This is a genomic window from Pseudescherichia vulneris NBRC 102420, assembly GCF_000759795.1.
GTDB lineage: Bacteria > Pseudomonadota > Gammaproteobacteria > Enterobacterales > Enterobacteriaceae > Pseudescherichia > Pseudescherichia vulneris.
Genome location: NZ_BBMZ01000008.1, coordinates 354,603 through 375,201 on the forward strand (window position 1 = coordinate 354,603; position 20,599 = coordinate 375,201).

The 20,599-nt window shown below is 53.1% G+C and carries 19 protein-coding genes; 11 read left to right on the forward strand and 8 right to left on the reverse strand.

Annotation, left to right across the window (positions count from 1 at the left end; all coding sequences use genetic code 11):
• Positions 1-26: 26 nt before the first annotated feature.
• The 4 genes from EV102420_RS07520 (at position 27) to EV102420_RS07540 (ending at position 2,479) form a co-directional block, all read left to right on the forward strand.
• Complete coding sequence (locus EV102420_RS07520) at positions 27-467, forward strand: GIY-YIG nuclease family protein (protein WP_042390516.1); 441 nt, start codon at positions 27-29, stop codon at positions 465-467.
• 609 nt (positions 468-1,076) lie between these two features.
• Positions 1,077-1,409, forward strand: a complete 333-nt coding sequence (locus EV102420_RS07530; RefSeq protein WP_042390517.1) for a hypothetical protein — start codon at positions 1,077-1,079, stop codon at positions 1,407-1,409.
• Positions 1,409-1,687, forward strand: coding sequence for a hypothetical protein (locus EV102420_RS07535; protein ID WP_042390520.1), 279 nt, complete (start codon positions 1,409-1,411; stop codon positions 1,685-1,687). Before EV102420_RS07530 ends, EV102420_RS07535 begins: the two co-directional genes overlap by 1 nt.
• Before the next feature lie 81 nt (positions 1,688-1,768).
• Positions 1,769-2,479: a hypothetical protein gene (locus EV102420_RS07540; protein ID WP_042390523.1), complete on the forward strand. Its 711-nt coding sequence runs from the start codon at positions 1,769-1,771 to the stop codon at positions 2,477-2,479.
• Positions 2,480-2,536: 57 nt separating this feature from the next.
• Here EV102420_RS07540 and EV102420_RS21210 read toward each other — a convergent pair whose 3' ends face one another.
• A complete protein-coding gene (locus tag EV102420_RS21210) occupies positions 2,537-2,785 on the reverse strand; it encodes a hypothetical protein (RefSeq protein WP_255211659.1) in 249 nt (82 codons plus the stop codon).
• A 45-nt stretch (positions 2,786-2,830) separates the two neighbouring features.
• On the opposite strand from EV102420_RS21210, the gene EV102420_RS07545 reads away from it, so the two are divergent.
• A complete protein-coding gene (locus EV102420_RS07545) occupies positions 2,831-3,544 on the forward strand; it encodes a class I SAM-dependent methyltransferase (protein WP_042390524.1) in 714 nt (237 codons plus the stop codon).
• Positions 3,545-3,587: 43 nt separating this feature from the next.
• Here the strand turns inward: EV102420_RS07545 and EV102420_RS22870 are convergent, their stop codons facing one another.
• Together EV102420_RS22870 and nadC are read right to left on the reverse strand one after the other, a co-directional pair.
• Complete coding sequence (locus EV102420_RS22870) at positions 3,588-3,674, reverse strand: prepilin-type N-terminal cleavage/methylation domain-containing protein (RefSeq protein WP_115084489.1); 87 nt, start codon at positions 3,672-3,674, stop codon at positions 3,588-3,590.
• Between the two features lie 187 nt (positions 3,675-3,861).
• A complete protein-coding gene (gene nadC / locus EV102420_RS07550) occupies positions 3,862-4,755 on the reverse strand; it encodes a carboxylating nicotinate-nucleotide diphosphorylase (RefSeq protein ID WP_042390525.1) in 894 nt (297 codons plus the stop codon).
• A gap of 88 nt (positions 4,756-4,843) precedes the next feature.
• On the opposite strand from nadC, the gene ampD reads away from it, so the two are divergent.
• A complete protein-coding gene (gene ampD / locus EV102420_RS07555) occupies positions 4,844-5,407 on the forward strand; it encodes a 1,6-anhydro-N-acetylmuramyl-L-alanine amidase AmpD (RefSeq protein WP_042390528.1) in 564 nt (187 codons plus the stop codon).
• Entirely contained in the window at positions 5,404-6,258 is an 855-nt protein-coding gene (ampE, locus tag EV102420_RS07560; RefSeq protein WP_042390529.1) for a beta-lactamase regulator AmpE, read from the forward strand. Before ampD ends, ampE begins: the two co-directional genes overlap by 4 nt.
• A gap of 92 nt (positions 6,259-6,350) precedes the next feature.
• On the opposite strand, the gene EV102420_RS07565 is transcribed toward ampE, so the two are convergent.
• The 3 genes from EV102420_RS07565 to aroP all read right to left on the reverse strand — a co-directional run bounded on the left by EV102420_RS07565 (position 6,351) and on the right by aroP (position 10,259).
• Positions 6,351-7,301 carry a glycoside hydrolase family 43 protein gene (locus tag EV102420_RS07565; protein WP_042390532.1) on the reverse strand — a complete coding sequence of 317 codons (951 nt, stop codon included), beginning with the start codon at positions 7,299-7,301 and terminating at the stop codon, positions 6,351-6,353.
• Positions 7,301-8,707 carry a glycoside-pentoside-hexuronide (GPH):cation symporter gene (locus tag EV102420_RS07570; protein WP_042390533.1) on the reverse strand — a complete coding sequence of 469 codons (1,407 nt, stop codon included), beginning with the start codon at positions 8,705-8,707 and terminating at the stop codon, positions 7,301-7,303. The genes EV102420_RS07565 and EV102420_RS07570 overlap by 1 nt, the downstream gene beginning before the upstream one ends.
• A 175-nt stretch (positions 8,708-8,882) precedes the next feature.
• Positions 8,883-10,259: an aromatic amino acid transporter AroP gene (gene aroP / locus EV102420_RS07575; RefSeq protein ID WP_106403906.1), complete on the reverse strand. Its 1,377-nt coding sequence runs from the start codon at positions 10,257-10,259 to the stop codon at positions 8,883-8,885.
• Between the two features lie 532 nt (positions 10,260-10,791).
• Between aroP and pdhR the strand changes: the two genes are divergently transcribed.
• From pdhR to lpdA, 4 genes are all read left to right on the forward strand, one after another.
• Entirely contained in the window at positions 10,792-11,556 is a 765-nt protein-coding gene (pdhR, locus tag EV102420_RS07580) for a pyruvate dehydrogenase complex transcriptional repressor PdhR (protein ID WP_042390535.1), read from the forward strand.
• 241 nt (positions 11,557-11,797) lie between these two features.
• Positions 11,798-14,461, forward strand: a complete 2,664-nt coding sequence (gene aceE, locus EV102420_RS07585) for a pyruvate dehydrogenase (acetyl-transferring), homodimeric type (protein WP_042390537.1) — start codon at positions 11,798-11,800, stop codon at positions 14,459-14,461.
• Positions 14,462-14,475: 14 nt separating this feature from the next.
• Positions 14,476-16,377: a pyruvate dehydrogenase complex dihydrolipoyllysine-residue acetyltransferase gene (gene aceF, locus EV102420_RS07590; RefSeq protein ID WP_042390539.1), complete on the forward strand. Its 1,902-nt coding sequence runs from the start codon at positions 14,476-14,478 to the stop codon at positions 16,375-16,377.
• A gap of 198 nt (positions 16,378-16,575) precedes the next feature.
• Positions 16,576-18,000 (forward strand): dihydrolipoyl dehydrogenase, encoded by a 1,425-nt coding sequence (gene lpdA / locus EV102420_RS07595; RefSeq protein ID WP_042390717.1) that lies wholly within the window; start codon positions 16,576-16,578, stop codon positions 17,998-18,000.
• 74 nt (positions 18,001-18,074) lie between these two features.
• Here lpdA and EV102420_RS07600 read toward each other — a convergent pair whose 3' ends face one another.
• Both EV102420_RS07600 and EV102420_RS07605 read right to left on the reverse strand, forming a co-directional pair.
• Positions 18,075-18,869 carry a DUF2950 family protein gene (locus tag EV102420_RS07600; RefSeq protein WP_042390541.1) on the reverse strand — a complete coding sequence of 265 codons (795 nt, stop codon included), beginning with the start codon at positions 18,867-18,869 and terminating at the stop codon, positions 18,075-18,077.
• 12 nt (positions 18,870-18,881) lie between these two features.
• Positions 18,882-20,423: a DUF3300 domain-containing protein gene (locus EV102420_RS07605; protein WP_042390543.1), complete on the reverse strand. Its 1,542-nt coding sequence runs from the start codon at positions 20,421-20,423 to the stop codon at positions 18,882-18,884.
• Positions 20,424-20,599: the final 176 nt, after the last annotated feature.

The following is a 20,599-nucleotide window of genomic DNA, read 5'->3' on the forward strand; positions in this document are numbered from 1 at the left end:
ATATTCCATATATAGGAGTATTTATTATGAGAATTACGAAAGACTGGGAAATGTATAATCCAGAACAATGGGAATTAACAGATGTAGATAGCGGCAATTACGCTTCGTTTGTTTATATTATCCGTTTTGAAGATGGTCGGTTTTATATCGGTATGAAGAATGTATATAAGCGGCTACGAGATGCTAAGAAGCTATTAAGTACTACACAGTCAAGCGACTGGAAGAAGTACACGGGAAGTAGTACAAAAGTTAATAAACTCATTGATGCTGGATACGATTATGAAAAATCTATCTTATGGTGTTTCAAAACAGCAAATGAAGCGGCAATAGTAGAAGCTGCATTGATCTGTATGTTCGGCCTACTACCGGATAATTTAAACAAAGCTGTTATGTGCAAAGCTCGTTTACCTCTCAATGGTGCAGCTCTGTATGGAGTTATTCAAACATTAATTGGGGAGTTACAGTAATGACATGGCGTAGGGGTAATAGTCCCAATGATATGAGACGGTTTATCAATAACAATAGTCCGAAGATAGGTGATCAGTTTAAAAAAGAACTAAGCACGAGAATGCGTACCGTAACTCAGCAGATGCAAGTAAAGCTAAACCAGGAGGTAAAGGGTGGGGCAGTACCGTTTACTACTCGCAGTTTGAAGTTTAAGTTTCAGAAGGTTAATCAGAACGAAACTGTTAACCAGATTATAGTACTGCCAAATCAATCTTCTTATCTGAAGTACATTCTCGATCCTCAGTACTCACATCGTCCAGAGTCGAAGATGATACCGTACCAGAACGCCAAGCTAACGAAGCAGGGTAACATTACACAGCTACGTGCCAGATCTCAGAGTAATAAGTACAAGAAGATTAAGAGTAGTAACGGCAATACATACCTCATCGACACAACAAAGAAATCATCAAAGCGTAACCCAAAACTTGCACGAGATAAGCGAGTAATTGGGTACTACGGTTCAGTAGGTAGAAAACCACTATTTGATTTTTATGATGAAACAGAGAAGAGGGTAATACAACAACTAAGAACATTACGCGGTACATTCGATTACCGTTGGAGAAATTAAAATGACAGATTTAGAACAATTCCCCTGTTATGACTATACAGTACTGAAAGATTTTTCATTTCAGACAATCACCCCAGTTAGTGTAACCATTCCATATGACAATGCACTATCAGGTAGTAAGTACATTAAAAAGAAAGTAGATAAGGGGCAGGGTGATTTAGTAGTTTATACGTTCAGTCATGATAATACGCCGCGTGTTAACGAGGATGATGCACTATCGGTTGAACTACTCAAGAATATGGTTAATGTGAAGGTACTATATCTCTTTAACCACGTTTTCAAGGGGCATCGCGTTTATTCATGTGTATGTCAGATTATGCAGGATGCAAAATAATGATTAATTTAATTTTAGAAGTTATCAAAGCTGGGGTAGGGTTCTTTCAGAAGAAAAGTGAAGGTACTAAACAGATTGCAAATGATGTTAATGAAACTAATAGGGAAGAGATCAAACAGGGTTATAGTTGGCGTAATGCATTAGGTTATGTATGTGTTGCGATTTTAGCATATAGCTACGTGATTGTACCTTTACTCGATTATTTTGGAATCGTTGTTTTTCAACTACCTTTAGGGGACATTATTAGAATCATTGTACTTCTACTATCTGGTAGTTAAAGTGTAGTTATGAGGATTTGTGTTGATCGTTCTTTTTTAATGATTTAGTATGCATGTGTATCATTGTAATGAGATATTCAAATGAAATTAATATATAAAATATTAGGTGGCATACTTCTATTGGCTATATTCTCTGCTTTCCTTTTTTCACTTTATAGAGGTGATATTGAGAAAAGCAATCTAACAGACTGGATCTCAGCTTTTTGCAATTTGGCAATGGCAGCAGCGGCATTAGGTGGTTATCTTATTGCTAAGGATTGGCAAAGACAAAAGATGGATGAGGATGCATACCAATTATCTAAGCAAATTGTGTTACATAATTATAGAGATATAGCAAATGTTCATTCCAGCATATACGGCATTTGCGATTATTACGGCGTTATGATTGCTGCCTTACCCCAACGTGGAAAAGAGTACATGCCGACTTTAGAAAATATTAGAGAGTATAACGAAAAGCTTTATAGTATATATGAGTTGAGACGTACTTTAGATGACAATATCATTTTTATAGAAAAGTTAGGATGGGCTTTTAAAGAAAAGTTAAATTCCTTTTACGATGATTTTACAAGCATTGCCTTTGGTAAAATACTTTCCTTGACCGCTGAAGCACTTTCTACGCTTGAGAAGATACGAAATTTAATAGATGAAAATGATGATGAGCATTTAAGAGAGGAAAGTTTAAAATACTTAAAGTTAATTAATGAGTTAAGGAAAGAACAGAATAAGTTAGATGAAAAATATAAGTTTTTTAAATCATTCTCTATAACTGTTAAAGGTTATTTCGAAAATTAAAGCTAATTCATTAAATCCTTCACTTAAAAAGGTTGCCTCATATGAGACAACCTTTTTTCACTTACATTCCCAGATAGTATTTTGTACACCTGTTCCTGCGGGTAGATTCGGGTTCATGTTAGCACTATGGGTATAAGTTGCTTTCGATTTACCATACTGCTTACATGCGTTATTAGCTGTTTTCTGTAAACTATCTAAACCATACCAAGCGTCAGCCTGAATACTAACAGTTTTACCATCATTGTACTGAACCATTGCACAACCTGTTAAAGCAAATGCAATTAACATCATCCAAAGGTTTTTCATTATTTTTTCCTAAATACCCGTACTTAAATTGTACAGGTATAGATTATGGTAAAATTAACAAAAAAGGAAACGAAATTACATCAGCAAGTGATGGAGTTAGTACATTCAGATCGGGTACTCAAATATGAAGAAAAAGAGTTTATCCTCCAGAACTATGCAGGGGATGCAGTAGGGGCTACTGGGGCATTCTTTACTCCAGAAATGCTCTCATGGGACTTTATCATTGATGCCGGATGTACTGGACGTTGCATTGAACTATGTGCAGGTATTGGACGGCTATCCTTCGATCAGTATCAGCGGAACAAACCAGAGAACATTACTTGTGTAGAACTCAATCCAGAGTACGTGATGATTGGTAAGAGGGTACTCCCGGAAGCAGAGTGGGTTACTGGTGATGCATTAACTTTTACAACTTCAGAACGGTACGATGTTGTTTATGGCAATCCACCCTTCGGTAAGATCAAGACCAGTGATATCAAAACTGGTAAGTACTCTGGTTCAGAGTTTGAGTACAAGGTGATCGAACACGGCAGTACCTTAGCCCCATATGGGGTATGGATTGTTCCACAGGGTAGTGCAGGGTTTGTCTACAGTGGGGTACATTGCTATGAGCGGAGAGAATCAGGGAAGTACCAGAAATTCGCTCAAGATACTGGCTGGACGTTTGAAGCAGGGTGCGGTATCGATACCTCAATCTACCGGGATCAGTGGCATGGCACGAACGTAGTATGTGAAGTGGTAACGGTTGAGTACTTCTAAGTAAATTACAGATAAATCAGCGAGTTATGTCTATCCATTAATTTTAAATTAAGTACTTCATTTTAGCTGTACTAAGCACCATCAGCTCGATTAAGGTAAACCCCTGCTGTTTTTTCAATGACTGTTTCATGATGTGCTCCCTGGTTGATGCCGGGGAGTGTGTCAGCCCAGAGAGAGTGTGACGAGGGAGCAAAACGACGTTCGGGAAGGCCGCTTCCCGATTTTTTTACGTCGTTGCAGGGAGGAACAAAGCTTTTGCGAGCAGGAACGAAATCCGTCGCCCCGGTTAGCGCAGCACCACCGGGGCATTACCGGGACTAACGAAAACGCATCGAGAGATCGAGCGCACGTACATGCTTGGTCAGCGCGCCCACCGAGATATAGTCCACGCCGGTTTCCGCAAACTCGCGGATCGTGTCAAAGGTGACGTTGCCGGAGACCTCCAGCCGCGCCTGACCGTCGGTGATCCGCACCGCCTCGCGCATCTGCTCGGTGGTGAAGTTATCCAGCATGATGATATCGGCCCCGGCCTTCAGCGCCTCTTCCAGCTCCGTGAGCGTCTCCACTTCTACCTCGACCGGCACGTCCGGGTGCAGCCAGAAGGCTTTCTCTACCGCCTGGCGTACCGAGCCGGAGGCGATAATATGGTTCTCTTTGATCAGGAAGGCATCGGAGAGGCCGAGGCGATGGTTGGCCCCGCCGCCGCACAGCACCGCGTACTTCAGGGCGGTACGCAGGCCGGGCAGCGTTTTACGGGTATCCAGCAGCTGGGTTTTGGTGCCCGCGAGCAGATCCACGTAGCGGCTTACCTCACTCGCCACGCCGGAGAGGGTCTGCACAAAGTTCAGCGCCGTGCGCTCGCCGGTTAGCAGCACGCGGGAGGTGCCGTCCAGCTCGAACAGCGGCTGGTTAGCGGTCACGCGCTCCCCGTCGGCAACGTGCCATTGGATCTGCACGTCGTCGCCTGCCAGCTGAATAAAGACCTCTTCCACCCAGCGCTTGCCGCAGAAGATGCCATCTTCACGGGTGATCACCACCGCGTGCGAGCGCGTATCTTCCGCCAGCAGCTGGGCGGTAATATCGTTGTTCGCATCCACCTCGCCGCCCAGGTCTTCACGCAGGGCCTGCGCCACGGCGGCGGGGATATCCAAATTTATACGTTCCAGCAGCGCATCACGACGGCTATCGGGGTTGTAACGGCGAGGCGGCATGATAAAACTCCAAAAAGGGTAACGAATCAGAAGATTGAAACATGCTACTCTGAAGCGAGTATTAGAGCCATACTTGAGGAGTTCCCGTATGCAGTTAAACGAGGGCTGGCTGGTCGATGCGCGGCAGGTCCGCTCCCCGCATTATGACTGTCGCCCGGATGATGAGAGTCCCTCCCTGCTGGTCGTGCATAACATTAGCCTGCCCCCCGGTGAGTTTGGCGGGTCGTGGATCGACGCCCTGTTTACGGGCACGCTGGATGCCACCGCGCATCCCTTCTTTGCCGAGATTGCCCATCTGCGCGTCTCTGCACACTGCCTGATCCGCCGCGACGGCGAAATCGTCCAGTATGTGCCTTTTGATAAGCGCGCCTGGCACGCGGGCGTCTCCCGCTATTGCGGGCGCGAGCGCTGCAACGATTTTTCCATCGGTATTGAGCTGGAAGGGACGGATACGCTGCCCTATACCGAAACGCAGTATCAACAGCTGGCGGCGATTACCCAGGCGCTGGTTGCGCTTTACCCCGCCATTGCTGACAATATGACCGGACACAGCAACATTGCGCCCGAGCGGAAAACCGACCCTGGCCCGGCCTTTGACTGGGCGAAGTTTCGCGCTCTGCTTGCCCCCTCGTCAGATAAGGAGATGACATGACGCTATTCACGATGCTGCTGGTATTGATCGCCGAGCGCCTTTTTAAGCTTGGTGAGCACTGGCATCTGGATCACCGCCTTGAGGTGCTGTTCCGCCGGATAAAGCGCTTCTCGATGCTGCGCACGCTGCTGATGGCTGCCGTGGCGATGTTAGTGACCTTTCTGCTGCTGCGTGCGCTCTACGGACTCTTTTTCAACGTGCCGCTGCTGGTGGTGTGGATTATGCTCGGCCTGCTCTGCATTGGCGCGGGTAAGGTGCGCCTGCACTACCACGCCTATCTGAAGGCGGCCTCGCGAGATGACGGCCACGCGCGGGATACCATGGCCAGCGAGCTGACGCTGATCCACGGCGTACCGCCAGAGTGCGACGAGCGTGAGTACCTGCGCGAGCTGCAAAATGCCCTGCTGTGGATTAACTTCCGTTTCTACCTGGCTCCGCTGTTCTGGTTTGTTGTCGGCGGTGCGTGGGGGCCGGTGCTGCTGGTGGGCTACGCCTTCCTCCGCGGCTGGCAGTCGTGGCTGGCGCGATACATGACGCCGCACGCGCGCTTACAGTCTGGTATCGACGCTATTCTGCATCTGCTGGACTGGATCCCGGTGCGGCTGGTGGGGGTGGTTTATGCGCTCATTGGTCATGGTGAAAAGGCGCTGCCCGCCTGGTTTGCCTCGCTCACCGACTGGCGCACCTCGCAGTATCATGTCCTGACCCGGCTGGCCCAGTTCTCCCTAGCGCGTGAGCCGCATCTCGATAAAGTCGAAACGCCAAAAGCCGCGGTATCAATGGCGAAGAAGACCTCCTTCGCCGTAGTGGTGGTGGTGGCACTGCTAACCATTTACGGTACGTTGGTCTAAGAACGCCGGGTGGCGCTACGCTTACCCGGCCTACGGTCGCATCGTAGGCCCGGCAAGCTTGCGCCGCCGGGCGTTATACCTTGTCTGACATCTTAATAAGTATCCGCAGGCGGAACGCCAAAAATTGGCATGCCGTCGTTGTCCCACTGGATCAGCTTCAGGCGGGTATGACGGTTCGGATCGTAGAGCGGGTCGCCCTCAATCTCGGTGTAGTTCCGCGCATGGTAAACCAGCACGTCCTCACCGTCCGTTGTACTGGTAAAACTGTTGTGGCCTGGCCCGTACTGCTGGTTGTCGTAGCTGGTGGTAAACACCGGCTGCGGTGACTTATGCCAGTTCTCCGGCTGGCGTGGATCGGCATCAATAGCGATCCACAGCAGGCCCAGACAGTAGTTCTCATCAGTAGCGCTGGCGGAGTAGGTGACAAACAGCCTGTCACCATGCGTAATCACCGCCGGCCCCTCGTTGACCAGAAAACCCCGGCACTCCCACTCAAACTCCGGCTTGCTGAGCATCACCGGGTCGCCTTTCAGCGTCCACGGGTTCTCCAGCTCCGCCAGGTAGATGTTTGAGTTGCCTGCAATATCGGGGGCTTTCTGCGCCCACAGATACCACTGTTTGCCCTGGTGGTTGAACGTCGTGGCATCCAGCGCAAAGGTATCAAACGGCGTCTGCACTTGCCCCTTCTCTGTCCAGCGCCCGGTTAGGGGATCGGCATCGGCACACTCCAGCACAAACATGCGGTGCTGGAACATATTCAGCGCATCGAGATCGTGCGTATGGGTCGCGGCAAAATAGATGTACCACTTCCCGTCAATCTGATGCAGCTCCGGGGCCCAGATCAGCTGGCTCATCGGGCCGGTCTGCGGTTTACGCCATACCACCACCGGCTCGGCGTCGCGTAGCCCCTCCAGGGTAGCGGCGCGGCGGATCTCCAGCCGGTCATACTCCGGCACGGAGGCGATAAAGTAGTACCCATCACCGTGACGCAGAATGAACGGGTCGGCGCGTTGCTCAATAAAAGGATTTGGCCACTGGCGCATTATGCTTTCCTCACGTTGTCGCCTGTTGGAAGATCGGTGCTGTCACTCAGCTCGCGGTAATTAATGCGGCGCTTCTCCAGGTCGGCCTGGATCTGCTGCATGAATGTGCGGTCGACCTTCAGCATACGCACGACCCCGGCGGTAATCAGATAGCCGACGCCCGGAATAACGGTGAACAGCAGCATGATGCCGTTGATCGCCGTGGCGCTTTGCTGTTTCGCACCCGCATCGTAGCCGTACCAGGAGAGCAGGAAGCCTACCATCGCCCCGGCTACCGCCAGCCCGACTTTCAGGAAGAAGAGGTTACCAGAGAAGCTGATCCCGGTGATGCGTTTGCCGGTCTTCCACTCGCCGTAGTCGTCGACGTCTGCCATAAGTGACCAGTGCAGCGGGGAGGGGATCTGGTGAAGAATATTGAGCAGGAAGTAGAGCACCACGATCAGCACGGTCGCATGAGGATCGAAGAAATAGAAGGCTCCAGAGAAGAGTGCCAGCGCAATATTGGTCCAGAAAAACACTTTCAGCTTGCACCAGCGATCGGTCAACACTTTGGCGAGCATGCTGCCGATCATCATGCCTACTACGCCAAGGCTGATAAACAGCGTCGCGAAGTGGGTGCTCTGGCCCATAACCCAGGTGACATAGTACATGGTGGCGGCCATACGGATAAAACCGGGGCAGACGTTGCACAGGGTCAGCAGCAGAATGCGCACCCACTGGTCGTTTTTCCAGACGTCCCGCAGGTCTTTCTTCAGATCGTCATTGGTCTGCACCGCCGGACGGACGCGCTCGCGCACGGTAGCAAAACAGTAGAGGAACATGCACATGCCGATAAAGGCCAGCACCATCATCGCCATCTGATAGCCTTTGGCCTTATCTTCTCCGCCGAACCACTCCGCCATCGGCAGCAGCGTTAACGACAGCAGCAGCGTGGCGATGCCCACCAGCACGAAGCGGTATGACTGGCAGGCGACGCGCTCTTTGGGATCGTTGGTGATGACGCTGCCGAGAGAGCAGTAAGGAATATTGATGGCGGTATAGGTAATTGACAGCAGGAAGTAGGTGACGAAGGCATAGATAACCTTGCTATGGTAGCTCCAGTCCGGCGTGGTAAACATCAGCACGCTGAACACGGCGTAGGGCAGGGCGATCCACAGCAGCCAGGGGCGAAAACGGCCATATTTGCTTTTGGTACGGTCGGCCAGCGCCCCCATAATCGGGTCCGTTACGGCATCAATAACGCGGATAGAGAGCAGAAGCACCCCGACCAGCGCCGGTGCCAGACCAAATATGTCGGTATAAAAGTAGTTAACGAACAGCATGATAGCGCCGAAGATGATATTGCATCCGGCGTCGCCCATGCCGTAGCCGATCTTCTCTTTCACTGACAGCTTGTTATTATCCATCGCGAAATCTCCCGTTGATATAGAAAGAGATTATTTGCTCGCTACGGAATTTTTGCGTTACAGGATAGGGGTGCAGAGATGGACAAAACGGCTACGAAAGTGAATTTGTGAAGCGTCTTACAGTTTCACATCTGCCCTGCCTCCCTGGATTTAGGAGGCAGGGCAGCGCGTGCGGTTAGTGTGCCTTAACCGGCTTTCCCGCTTTTTGCTGCTTAATGAAGTAACCCACGGCAAGGATGGCCACCCAGACTGGGATCAGCCAGACGGAGATCGCCATGCCAGGGGTGATCGCCATGATCACCAGCACCGCCGCCATAAACAGCAGGCAGATCCAGTTTCCCAGCGGGTAGAAGAGCGCCGGGAAGCGCGTCTTCATGCCCTGCTTGTCTTTAGCGCGGCGGAACTTCATGTGCGCCAGGCTGATCATCGCCCAGTTGATCACCAGCGCGGAGACCACCAGCGCCATCAGCAAGCCAAAGGCTTCGCCAGGGGCGAGGTAGTTAATCAGCACGCACAGCGCGGTAAAGAGGGCAGAGGTGAGAATGGTCGCCACCGGTACGCCGCGTTTATCGACTTTCGCCAGCGCTTTCGGGGCGTTGCCCTGCTTGGCCAGGCCAAACAGCATCCGGCTGTTGCAGTAGACGCAGCTGTTATAGACCGACAGCGCGGCGGTTAAGACCACGATGTTGAGAGCGTTAGCAACAAAGGTATCTCCCAGCTCGTGGAAGATCAGCACAAACGGGCTGGTGTCGGCGGTTACGCGCGTCCAGGGCAGCAGCGAGAGCAGCACCGCCAGCGAGCCGATGTAGAAGATCAGGATCCGGTAGATAACCTGGTTAGTGGCTTTAGGAATGCTCACTTCCGGGTTATCTGCCTCAGCGGCGGTGATGCCTACCAGCTCTAGGCCGCCGAAGGAGAACATAATGATCGCCATCATCATCACCAGCCCGGTAAAGCCGTGAGGCAGGAAGCCACCCTGTTCCCAGAGGTTACGCACGGTGGCCTGCGGGCCTGCGCTATCGCTAAACAGCAGCCAGCCGCCGAAGAGGATCATCGCGACCACGGCAATAACTTTAATAATGGCAAACCAGAACTCCATCTCCCCGAACACTTTGACGTTGGTCAGGTTAATGGCGTTGATGATCACAAAGAAGGCCGCCGCCGATACCCAGGTGGGGATCTCCGGCCACCAGAACTGGATGTATTTCCCCACGGCGGTCAGCTCAGCCATCGCCACCAGCACGTAGAGTACCCAGTAGTTCCAGCCGGAGGCAAAGCCAGCAAACCCGCCCCAGTATTTGTAGGCGAAGTGGCTGAACGATCCGGCGACCGGCTCTTCAACGACCATTTCACCCAGCTGGCGCATAATTAAGAACGCGATAAAACCGGCGATGGCATAGCCGAGGATAATCCCCGGCCCTGCGGACTGAATAACGGATGCGCTGCCCAGAAACAGACCCGTCCCGATAGCACCACCCAGCGCAATTAGCTGAATGTGGCGGTTTTTAAGGCCGCGCTTCAGCGTTTCACCGTGCTGTTGACCTTCCATCATGAAACCTCATTTGTGGTTATTTTGTGTACGCTGTTGTGTGCGTGTACGTATAAAATTCCATTTTTGTATTTTTTTATTTACGTAAGCGGGATCTGAAATATCTGCCCATATCTTTCGTAAGGCTCAGAATAGTGATAAGCGCGCGGGAATGCACCTGCTTTATGCGGGGGTAGCGACGGGTTGGATAAAAAGAAAACGTTTGTAAATACTCCTTGCTACCCCCTAAAACATCCATTTAAATAATTAATCATGAAATTTGATTGAATATGCAAAATATAGCCCACTGAATCGGTTCAATTTGCACCGGGTACGTTTCAAAGAGGTTAAATCTGCCTCTTAAGGGGTAACGGTATCTTTTGTGCAAAGTTACATTCCTGAAACGTCATTTCTGTAATGTTGTTAAAATGTGCAGGGTTCCCTGATTTCAATCAAAACCTGTATGGACAGAAGGTGAATACTTTGTTACTTTAGCGCTAAGAACATGAAATTGGTAAGACCAATTGACTCCGGGCTAATGGCAGAGACAGGGAATATGGCCTACAGCAAAATCCGCCAACCAAAACTATCCGATGTGATTGAGCAGCAACTGGAGTTCTTGATCCTTGAGGGGACACTGCGCCCCGGTGAAAAACTTCCACCTGAACGCGAGCTGGCTAAACAGTTCGACGTTTCCCGTCCTTCGCTCCGTGAGGCGATCCAACGTCTTGAAGCCAAGGGCCTGCTGCTTCGTCGCCAGGGCGGCGGTACGTTTGTCCAGAACAGCCTGTGGCAGAGCTTTAGCGACCCGCTGGTCGAACTGCTCTCCGATCATCCTGAATCCCAATTTGACCTGCTTGAGACGCGCCATGCGCTGGAAGGGATTGCCGCCTATTACGCGGCGCTACGCGGCACCGATGAAGATCGGGTGCGTATCCGCGAGCTGCATCACGCCATCGAGCTGGCGCAGACGTCAGGGGATCTCGATGCCGAGTCTAGCGCGGTGGTTCAGTATCAGATTGCTGTCACCGAAGCGGCGCATAATGTGGTGCTGCTGCATCTGCTACGCTGCATGGAGCCGATGTTAGCCCAGAACGTTCGCCAGAATTTTGAATTGCTCTATGCCCGCAGGGAGATGCTCCCGCTGGTAAGCAAACATCGCACCAGTGTTTTTGAGGCGATTATTGCCAGGGAACCGGAGCAGGCGCGTGAAGCGTCGCACCGTCACCTGGCATTTATTGAGGAGATATTGCTGGATCGCAGCCGTGAGCAGAGCCGTCGGGAACGCTCAATGCGCAGGCTTCAGCAACGAAAGGACTAAGCGTGGTTCTTTAAACGCGCGGCAACTCACGCAGAACCTGTCTTATTGCGCTTTTGGTTGCCCAAAATAATTCAGGTTGTATCGCGGCGGCAAGCGACCGAATCCCCAGGAGCATAGTGAACTATGTGACTGGGGTGAGGAGCGTAGCCAACAAAGATACGACCTGAAGAATGAAGGGCAAAGAGTGCAATGGGACAGGTTCCAGACAATTAACGTAATCAGATAGATAAGGAATACCCCCATGTCAGAACGTCTCCAAAATGACGTGGATCCGATCGAAACTCGCGACTGGCAACAGGCGATCGAATCGGTCATCCGTGAAGAAGGTGTTGAGCGCGCTCAGTATCTAATTGAACAGATGCTTTCTGAAGCCCGCAAAGGCGGCGTGAAAGTAGCTGCAGGTGCAGGGGCTAACAACTACGTAAACACGATTGCCGTTGAAGACGAACCGGAATACCCGGGCAATCTGGATCTGGAACGCCGCATTCGTTCTGCAATCCGCTGGAACGCCATCATGACCGTGCTCCGTGCGTCTAAAAAAGACCTCGAGCTGGGCGGCCACATGGCGTCCTTCCAGTCTTCTGCGACCGTTTATGAAGTGTGCTTTAACCACTTCTTCCGCGCGCGCACCGAGAAAGACGGCGGCGACCTGGTGTACTTCCAGGGCCACATCTCTCCGGGCGTTTACGCACGTGCGTTCCTGGAAGGTCGTCTGACTGAAGAGCAGATGAACAACTTCCGTCAGGAAGTGCATGGCAACGGCCTCTCTTCTTACCCGCACCCGAAACTGATGCCGGAATTCTGGCAGTTCCCGACCGTATCCATGGGTCTGGGCCCAATCGGTGCGATCTACCAGGCTAAATTCCTGAAATATCTGGAACACCGTGGCCTGAAAGATACCTCTGAGCAGACCGTATACGCCTTCCTCGGCGACGGCGAGATGGATGAGCCAGAATCCAAAGGCGCGATCACCATCGCCACCCGTGAGAAGCTGGACAACCTGTGCTTCATCATCAACTGTAACCTGCAGCGTCTGGATGGTCCGGTAACCGGCAACGGCAAGATCATCAACGAACTGGAAGGCATCTTCGCTGGTGCTGGCTGGAACGTGATTAAAGTGATGTGGGGCGGTCGTTGGGATGAGCTGCTGCGTAAAGACACCAGCGGTAAACTGATCCAGCTGATGAACGAAACCGTTGACGGCGACTACCAGACCTTCAAATCCCGCGATGGCGCTTACGTGCGCGAGCACTTCTTCGGTAAATACCCGGAGACCGCAGCGCTGGTAGCTGACTGGACTGACGAGCAGATCTGGGCCCTGAACCGCGGTGGTCACGATCCGAAGAAAGTCTACGCTGCACTGAAAAAAGCGAAAGAAACCAAAGGTAAAGCGACTGTAATCCTGGCCCACACCGTTAAAGGTTACGGCATGGGTGATACCGCAGAAGGTAAAAACATCGCTCACCAGGTTAAGAAAATGAACATGGACGGCGTGCGCTATATCCGCGACCGTTTCAGCGTTCCAGTGACCGACGAGCAGGTTGAAAACCTCTCTTACATCACCTTCCCGGAAGGGTCTGAAGAGCACACTTACCTGCACGCCCAGCGTCAGAAGCTGAACGGCTACCTGCCGTCCCGCCAGCCTAAATTCAGCGAGAAGCTGGAACTGCCTGCGCTGGAAGACTTCAAATCGCTGCTGGAAGAGCAGAACAAAGAGATCTCTACCACTATCGCTTTCGTTCGTGCCCTGAACGTGATGCTGAAGAACAAGTCGATCAAAGATCGTCTGGTTCCGATCATCGCTGACGAAGCGCGTACTTTCGGTATGGAAGGTCTGTTCCGTCAGATCGGTATCTACAGCCCGAACGGCCAGCAGTACACTCCGCAGGACCGTGAGCAGGTTGCTTACTACAAAGAAGACGAGAAAGGCCAGATCCTGCAGGAAGGTATCAACGAGCTGGGCGCAGGTTCTTCCTGGCTGGCAGCGGCGACCTCCTACAGCACCAACGATCTGCCGATGATCCCGTTCTACATCTACTACTCCATGTTCGGTTTCCAGCGTATCGGCGACCTGTGCTGGGCAGCAGGTGACCAGCAGGCGCGCGGCTTCCTGATCGGTGGTACCTCCGGTCGTACGACCCTGAACGGTGAAGGTCTGCAGCACGAAGATGGTCACAGCCACATTCAGTCGCTGACTATCCCGAACTGTATCTCCTACGATCCGTCTTATGCTTACGAAGTGGCAGTCATCATGCATGACGGTCTGCAGCGTATGTACGGCGAAGCGCAAGAGAACATTTACTACTACATCACCACGCTGAACGAAAACTACCACATGCCGGCTATGCCGCAGGGTGCAGAGGAAGGTATCCGTAAAGGTATCTACAAACTCGAAACCGTTGAAGGCGCGAAAGGTAAAGTTCAGCTGCTGGGCTCCGGTTCTATCCTGCGTCACGTACGTGAAGCAGCGCAGATCCTGGCGAACGACTACGGTATCGGCTCTGATGTTTACAGCGTGACCTCCTTCACTGAGCTTGCTCGTGACGGCCAGGACTGTGAGCGTTGGAACATGCTGCATCCGATGGAAACCCCGCGCGTGCCGTACATCGCTCAGGTGATGAACGATGCACCGGCAGTGGCGTCCACTGACTATATGAAACTGTTCGCCGAGCAGGTTCGTACTTATGTACCGGCTGATGATTACCGCGTACTGGGTACTGACGGTTTCGGTCGCTCTGACAGCCGTGAAAACCTGCGTCACCACTTCGAAGTGGATGCATCTTACGTGGTTGTTGCAGCGCTGGGCGAACTGGCTAAACGTGGCGACATCGATAAGAAAGTGGTAGCGGAAGCCATCACCAAATTCAATATCGATGCAGATAAAGTTAACCCGCGTCTGGCATAAGAGGTAAAGAGAGAATGGCTATCGAAATCAATGTACCGGACATCGGGTCGGACGAAGTAGAGATCACCGAGATTCTGGTCAACGTGGGCGACAAGGTTGAAGCTGAACAGTCGCTGATCGTCGTAGAAGGCGATAAAGCCTCTATGGAAGTTCCGTCTCCTCAGGCTGGCGTTGTTAAAGAGATCAAAGTCTCTGTTGGCGACAAAACCGAGACCGGTAAACTGATCATGATTTTCGATTCCGCCGACGGTGCAGCAGCTGCTGCACCTGCGCAGGAAGAGAAGAAAGAAGCTGCTCCGGCTGCCGCTGCACCAGCAGCCGCTGCTAGCGCGAAAGAAGTGAACGTGCCTGACATCGGCGGTGACGAAGTTGAAGTAACCGAGATCCTGGTGAAAGTAGGCGATACCGTTACCGCTGAGCAGTCCCTGATTGTCGTAGAGGGTGATAAAGCCTCTATGGAAGTCCCGGCACCGTTCGAAGGTACCGTTAAAGAGATCAAGATCAACACCGGTGACAAAGTCTCTACCGGCTCCCTGATCATGGTCTTTGAAGTCGCGGGCGCTGCCCCGGCTGCCTCCGCTGCCAAACCGGAAGTGAAAGAGCAGGCTGCCGTTGCGCCAGCCGCTGCCGCTGGCGCGAAAGAAGTTCACGTACCGGACATCGGCGGTGACGAAGTTGAAGTCACTGAAGTGATGGTGAAAGTCGGCGATAAAGTTACCGCTGAGCAGTCACTGATCACCGTTGAAGGTGACAAAGCCTCTATGGAAGTTCCGGCACCGTTCGCCGGCACCGTTAAAGAGATCAAGATCAGCACCGGCGACAAAGTCTCTACCGGCTCCCTGATCATGGTCTTCGAAGTAGAAGGCGCTGCGCCTGCTGCTGCACCGGCCGCTGCCGCTCCGGCTCCAGCTGCTGCCCCGGCTCAGGCTGCTAAACCTGCTGCGGCGCCTGCTGCAAAAGCAGAAGGCAAATCTGAGTTCGCTGAAAACGACGCTTACGTCCACGCGACCCCGCTGATCCGCCGTCTGGCGCGCGAGTTCGGTGTGAACCTGGCGAAAGTGAAGGGCACCGGTCGTAAAGGCCGTATCCTGCGCGAAGACGTTCAGGCTTACGTGAAAGACGCCGTTAAGCGCGCTGAGTCTGCACCTGCTGCCGCTACCGGTGGTGGTCTGCCAGGCATGCTGCCGTGGCCGAAAGTGGACTTCAGCAAGTTTGGTGAAGTTGAAGAAGTGGAGCTGGGCCGTATCCAGAAAATCTCTGGTGCGAACCTGAGCCGTAACTGGGTGATGATCCCGCACGTTACCCACTTCGACAAAACCGACATCACCGATCTGGAAGCGTTCCGTAAACAGCAGAACGCCGAAGCTGAGAAGCGTAAACTGGACGTGAAATTCACCCCGGTTGTCTTCATCATGAAAGCCGTTGCCGCTGCCCTCGAGCAGATGCCGCGCTTCAACAGCTCGCTGTCCGAAGATGCACAGCGCCTGACGCTGAAGAAATACATCAACATCGGCGTTGCGGTTGATACCCCGAACGGTCTGGTTGTTCCGGTCTTTAAAGACGTGAACAAGAAGAGCATCACCGAGCTGTCTCGTGAGCTGACCGTGATCTCCAAGAAAGCGCGTGATGGCAAGCTGACCGCTGGCGAAATGCAGGGCGGTTGCTTCACCATCTCCAGCATCGGTGGCCTGGGGACAACCCACTTCGCGCCGATCGTTAACGCGCCGGAAGTGGCCATCCTGGGCGTCTCCAAGTCCGCGATGGAGCCGGTCTGGAATGGGAAAGAGTTCGTACCGCGTCTGATGATGCCGATCTCTCTCTCCTTCGACCACCGCGTGATCGACGGTGCTGATGGTGCGCGTTTCATTACCATCATCAACAACATGCTGTCTGACATCCGCCGTCTGGTGATGTAATCGTAAAAGCCGGCCTAACGGTCGGCTTTTTTCTGGTAATCTCATTATGTCGTTGAGGTTATTGGGACAAAGGACACTTCGTTTGCCGTTTGTTGTTTCAAAAATGTTAACAATTTTGTAAACTGCGAGCGGATAGAACGTCCCGGCGGATGCAAAGCCAAAGCACTTTGTACGGCCGGAAATAATTAAGAGGTCATGATGAGTACTGAAATCAAAACTCAGGTCGTGGTACTTGGGGCAGGCCCGGCAGGTTACTCTGCTGCTTTCCGTTGCGCTGATTTAGGTCTGGAAACCGTCATTGTTGAGCGTTACAGCACCCTCGGTGGTGTTTGTCTGAACGTCGGCTGTATCCCTTCTAAAGCGCTGCTGCACGTAGCGAAAGTGATCGAAGAAGCGAAAGCGCTGGCCGAGCACGGTATCGTTTTTGGCGAGCCGCAAACCGACATCGACAAAATTCGTACCTGGAAAGAAAAAGTCATCAACCAGCTGACCGGTGGTCTGGCAGGTATGGCGAAAGGCCGTAAGGTAAAAGTGGTTAACGGCCTGGGCAAATTCACCGGCGCGAACACCCTGGAAGTGGAAGGCGAAAACGGCAAAACCGTAATCAACTTCGACAATGCGATCATCGCGGCAGGCTCCCGTCCGATTGAACTGCCGTTCATTCCGCATGAAGATCCGCGCGTGTGGGACTCCACCGATGCGCTGGAGCTGAAAGAAGTGCCGAAGCGTCTGCTGGTTATGGGCGGCGGCATCATCGGTCTGGAAATGGGTACCGTGTACCATGCGCTGGGTTCAGAGATCGACGTGGTTGAGATGTTCGACCAGGTTATCCCGGCCGCTGACAAAGATATCGTTAAAGTCTTCACCAAACGCATCAGCAAGAAGTTCAACCTGATGCTGGAAACCAAAGTGACCGCCGTTGAAGCGAAAGAAGACGGCATCTACGTTTCCATGGAAGGCAAAAAAGCGCCGGCTGAAGCGCAGCGTTACGACGCGGTGCTGGTGGCTATCGGCCGCGTGCCGAACGGTAAAAACCTCGACGCAGGCAAAGCCGGTGTTGAAGTGGACGACCGTGGCTTCATCCGCGTTGACAAGCAGCTGCGCACCAACGTACCGCACATCTTTGCTATCGGCGACATCGTCGGTCAGCCGATGCTGGCACACAAAGGTGTTCACGAAGGTCACGTTGCCGCTGAAGTTATCGCCGGTATGAAACACTACTTCGATCCGAAAGTGATCCCGTCCATCGCCTACACCGAGCCAGAAGTTGCCTGGGTTGGCCTGACCGAGAAAGAAGCGAAAGAGAAAGGCATCAGCTACGAAACCGCCACCTTCCCGTGGGCTGCTTCTGGCCGTGCTATCGCTTCCGACTGCGCAGACGGTATGACCAAGCTGATCTTCGACAAAGAAACTCACCGTGTGATCGGTGGCGCGATTGTCGGCACCAACGGCGGCGAGCTGCTGGGTGAGATCGGTCTGGCTATCGAAATGGGCTGTGACGCTGAAGATATCGCGCTCACCATCCATGCGCACCCGACCCTGCACGAATCCGTGGGTCTGGCGGCAGAAGTGTTTGAAGGTAGCATCACCGACCTGCCAAACGCGAAAGCCAAGAAGAAGTAAGCTTCGACGCAGTATGATGAAAGCGGCTCATGGAGCCGCTTTTTTTATGGGTCGGGCCGACAAACCCTGCCGGATTAAGGTTCTACAGGCTGCCACGGCTCATTGGCGGCAAACGTATCGATCGCCTGCGCTTTCTTGCTCGTCTCCTTGCCTAAATCTGCCTGATAGACGCGGTCGTCCTGATCCACCATAAAGCTCATCACCCCGGTTTTCTGCCACTCTACCGGCCACGCCAGTAGAGCAAATCCTTGCGCGCTGTCGCTGTGGATGATCCGAAAGTGGTAGCCGTGATAGCCCTCGCCCGGCACGCCTGGGCTAAATGCTGGGCCGAGTGGGCTGGGTGCCTCGTCGGGCTTTACCGGCCAGTAGAGGCCGTCCTGCTGGCCTTCGCTGCTGATGAGTTTCGTGGCATAGACCTGCTTGCGCTGCCGGTAATCGTATTGCGCATCGACGTAGGCATGCATGGCTCCAATCGCCGACAGCTCGTTGCGGCCAATGGCGCGGGTCAGGATCTCCTCCTGCGCCGCAGGCATATCAAAGTGCCAGCCTCCGGCGATGTTGACTATAGGGATCGGCAGCTGCCAACCCGCGTCGCCGACGTTGAGATGGGCAACATTCTCTTGTTCGACAACCTCATGCTTCACTGCCCAGTCTCGGTTGAAGCGGGCGATAGCTTCGGGATCGACCTCCCTCTGCGGTAGAAACTGCCGCCAGTCATCGCCCAGCACGGCGGCAAGCTGGGCTTCGTTTTGATCCGCCACCGCTGTGGCAAAAGCACTCGCCGCCTCGTCAGAAGAGGAGAACAGCTGTTGCGCATAGCTCATCAACGGCAGCGAGAGCAGCAGGGTGCTTAGCAGGATTTTTTTCATTGTCGGCTCCGGTTAACGACGGCGAAACTCATGGCGTTCAGACAGGGCTTCACGCCCGGCTGCTCGCTGTTCAAGGTTGCCACTGTTGATGCGGCGGCTCTGCTCGCCGCGCAACTGCTGCGACTGCCATGATGGCGAGCGACTATCGTTTCCGCTAAAGGCGTTAGCGTGAGTGCTCACCAGACGCTGCTCGCGCTGTGGAGAGGTGGGGACGGTTCGCTGGTGCATCTCTCTCGTTACCCTTTGTTTCGGTTGAAGGGTTTCTTTAGCCAGTTCCTTTTTTGTCTGATGGGCTGGGCGCGTCGTGTCGCTATCGTAGCCGCGGTAGTTATTCCGCTGCGCAATCTGGTTGAGCTGCTGCGAGGCGGCCTTGCGCTGCGCATCGCGTGAAGAGACGCCCGCTACGCTATTCGCTGGCGCGTGATTACGCTGCTCGAACTGCGCCATGGCTGCCTGACGCTGGCTATCTCGTGAAGCCGTCGGCTTCTGCGTGGCGCTCAGTCCGCCGCTAACGTCAGTGGGGTGAAAACGCTGGGCAACCGCGCCGCTCTGGTAGGGGACGCCATTGCGATACGCTGGATTATGCTGCCAGGTCATGTTCTGCTCTTTCAGAGCCTGCCCTGAGATGCGGTTGAAGTTGTTAACGTTGATGTTGATGTTATCCCCGTTATGCTGGTAGCCGTTACCGTGGTAACCCTCATCATGATGATCGTGGTGATGATCATCGTCATCGTCCCAGTCGATGTTGCTGAACAGGGCATAGGTCGTAGCAACGCCCAGGCTATAGCCGAAGCCTTTGACAAAGCTCTCTGCAAACTGCTGGCCGGGAGGCGGGGGCAGATAGACCGGCGGGTAGGCCGTGTTTGGCCAGCTGCCGTAGACCGTAGCGGGGTTGTAGTTAGGGACATACACCACCTGCGGATCGGCAGGCTCAATCTTGATCACCGTCGGGGCAGGGGCAGGGGCGGGCGCGCTGCTGCTTTGTACCGTTGCAGGTGCGGTCGCTTTCTTCGGCGTGCTGCTTACCGTCTGCTGCGGCGTTGATTTTAGGGCGCCGGTCTGCTGAGCCAGCTGCCGCAATCGCTGTACGGAGTCCATCACATCCTGCGGCTGGGCGAGAAATGCATCGCCAAGATTTTGTACCCACTCCGGGTTCTCACCCATCAACGCCATCAGCTGCGGGAAGGCAACCAGCGACTTCACGCTCGGATCCCAAGGCTGCCCAGAGACCGCCTGGATGGCCGCATCGCCCTGTAGGGTTGGGTTATCCCGCGACCACTGCACCGCCTGTACTACGTTGGCCGGGTAGGTGGCAGCCATTAATACCTGAGAAAGCAATGGATCAGGATAGAGCGCCACCGGCGCGACCCACTGATCGATCTGCGCCGAGGTAAACGCAGCCTTCACCATCGACGGCTGGGGTTGGGGAGTCACAGGCACTGTCTGGGCAGACGTCTCAGGAGGGCGGCTTTTGACATAGAGCACGCCCGAGGCGGCAAACAGCCCGGCGCTGCACACGAGGGCCAGCGCAGCGTATTTAAAAGGCAGGGTCATTTTTTTCTCCCGATTTCCACAGAAATCGCAGGGTCAGATATAGCCTGAGTATGAAAGAGAAGAGATTTTATTTTTTGATTAATGTTGCGGGTAGCAAGTGTAGAAAAGGCGTCAGTGAAGCCCTCCTGATACGAAGGGATTGAAGCAGCGAGTAAATTTTAGCGATTCAGCCCCGT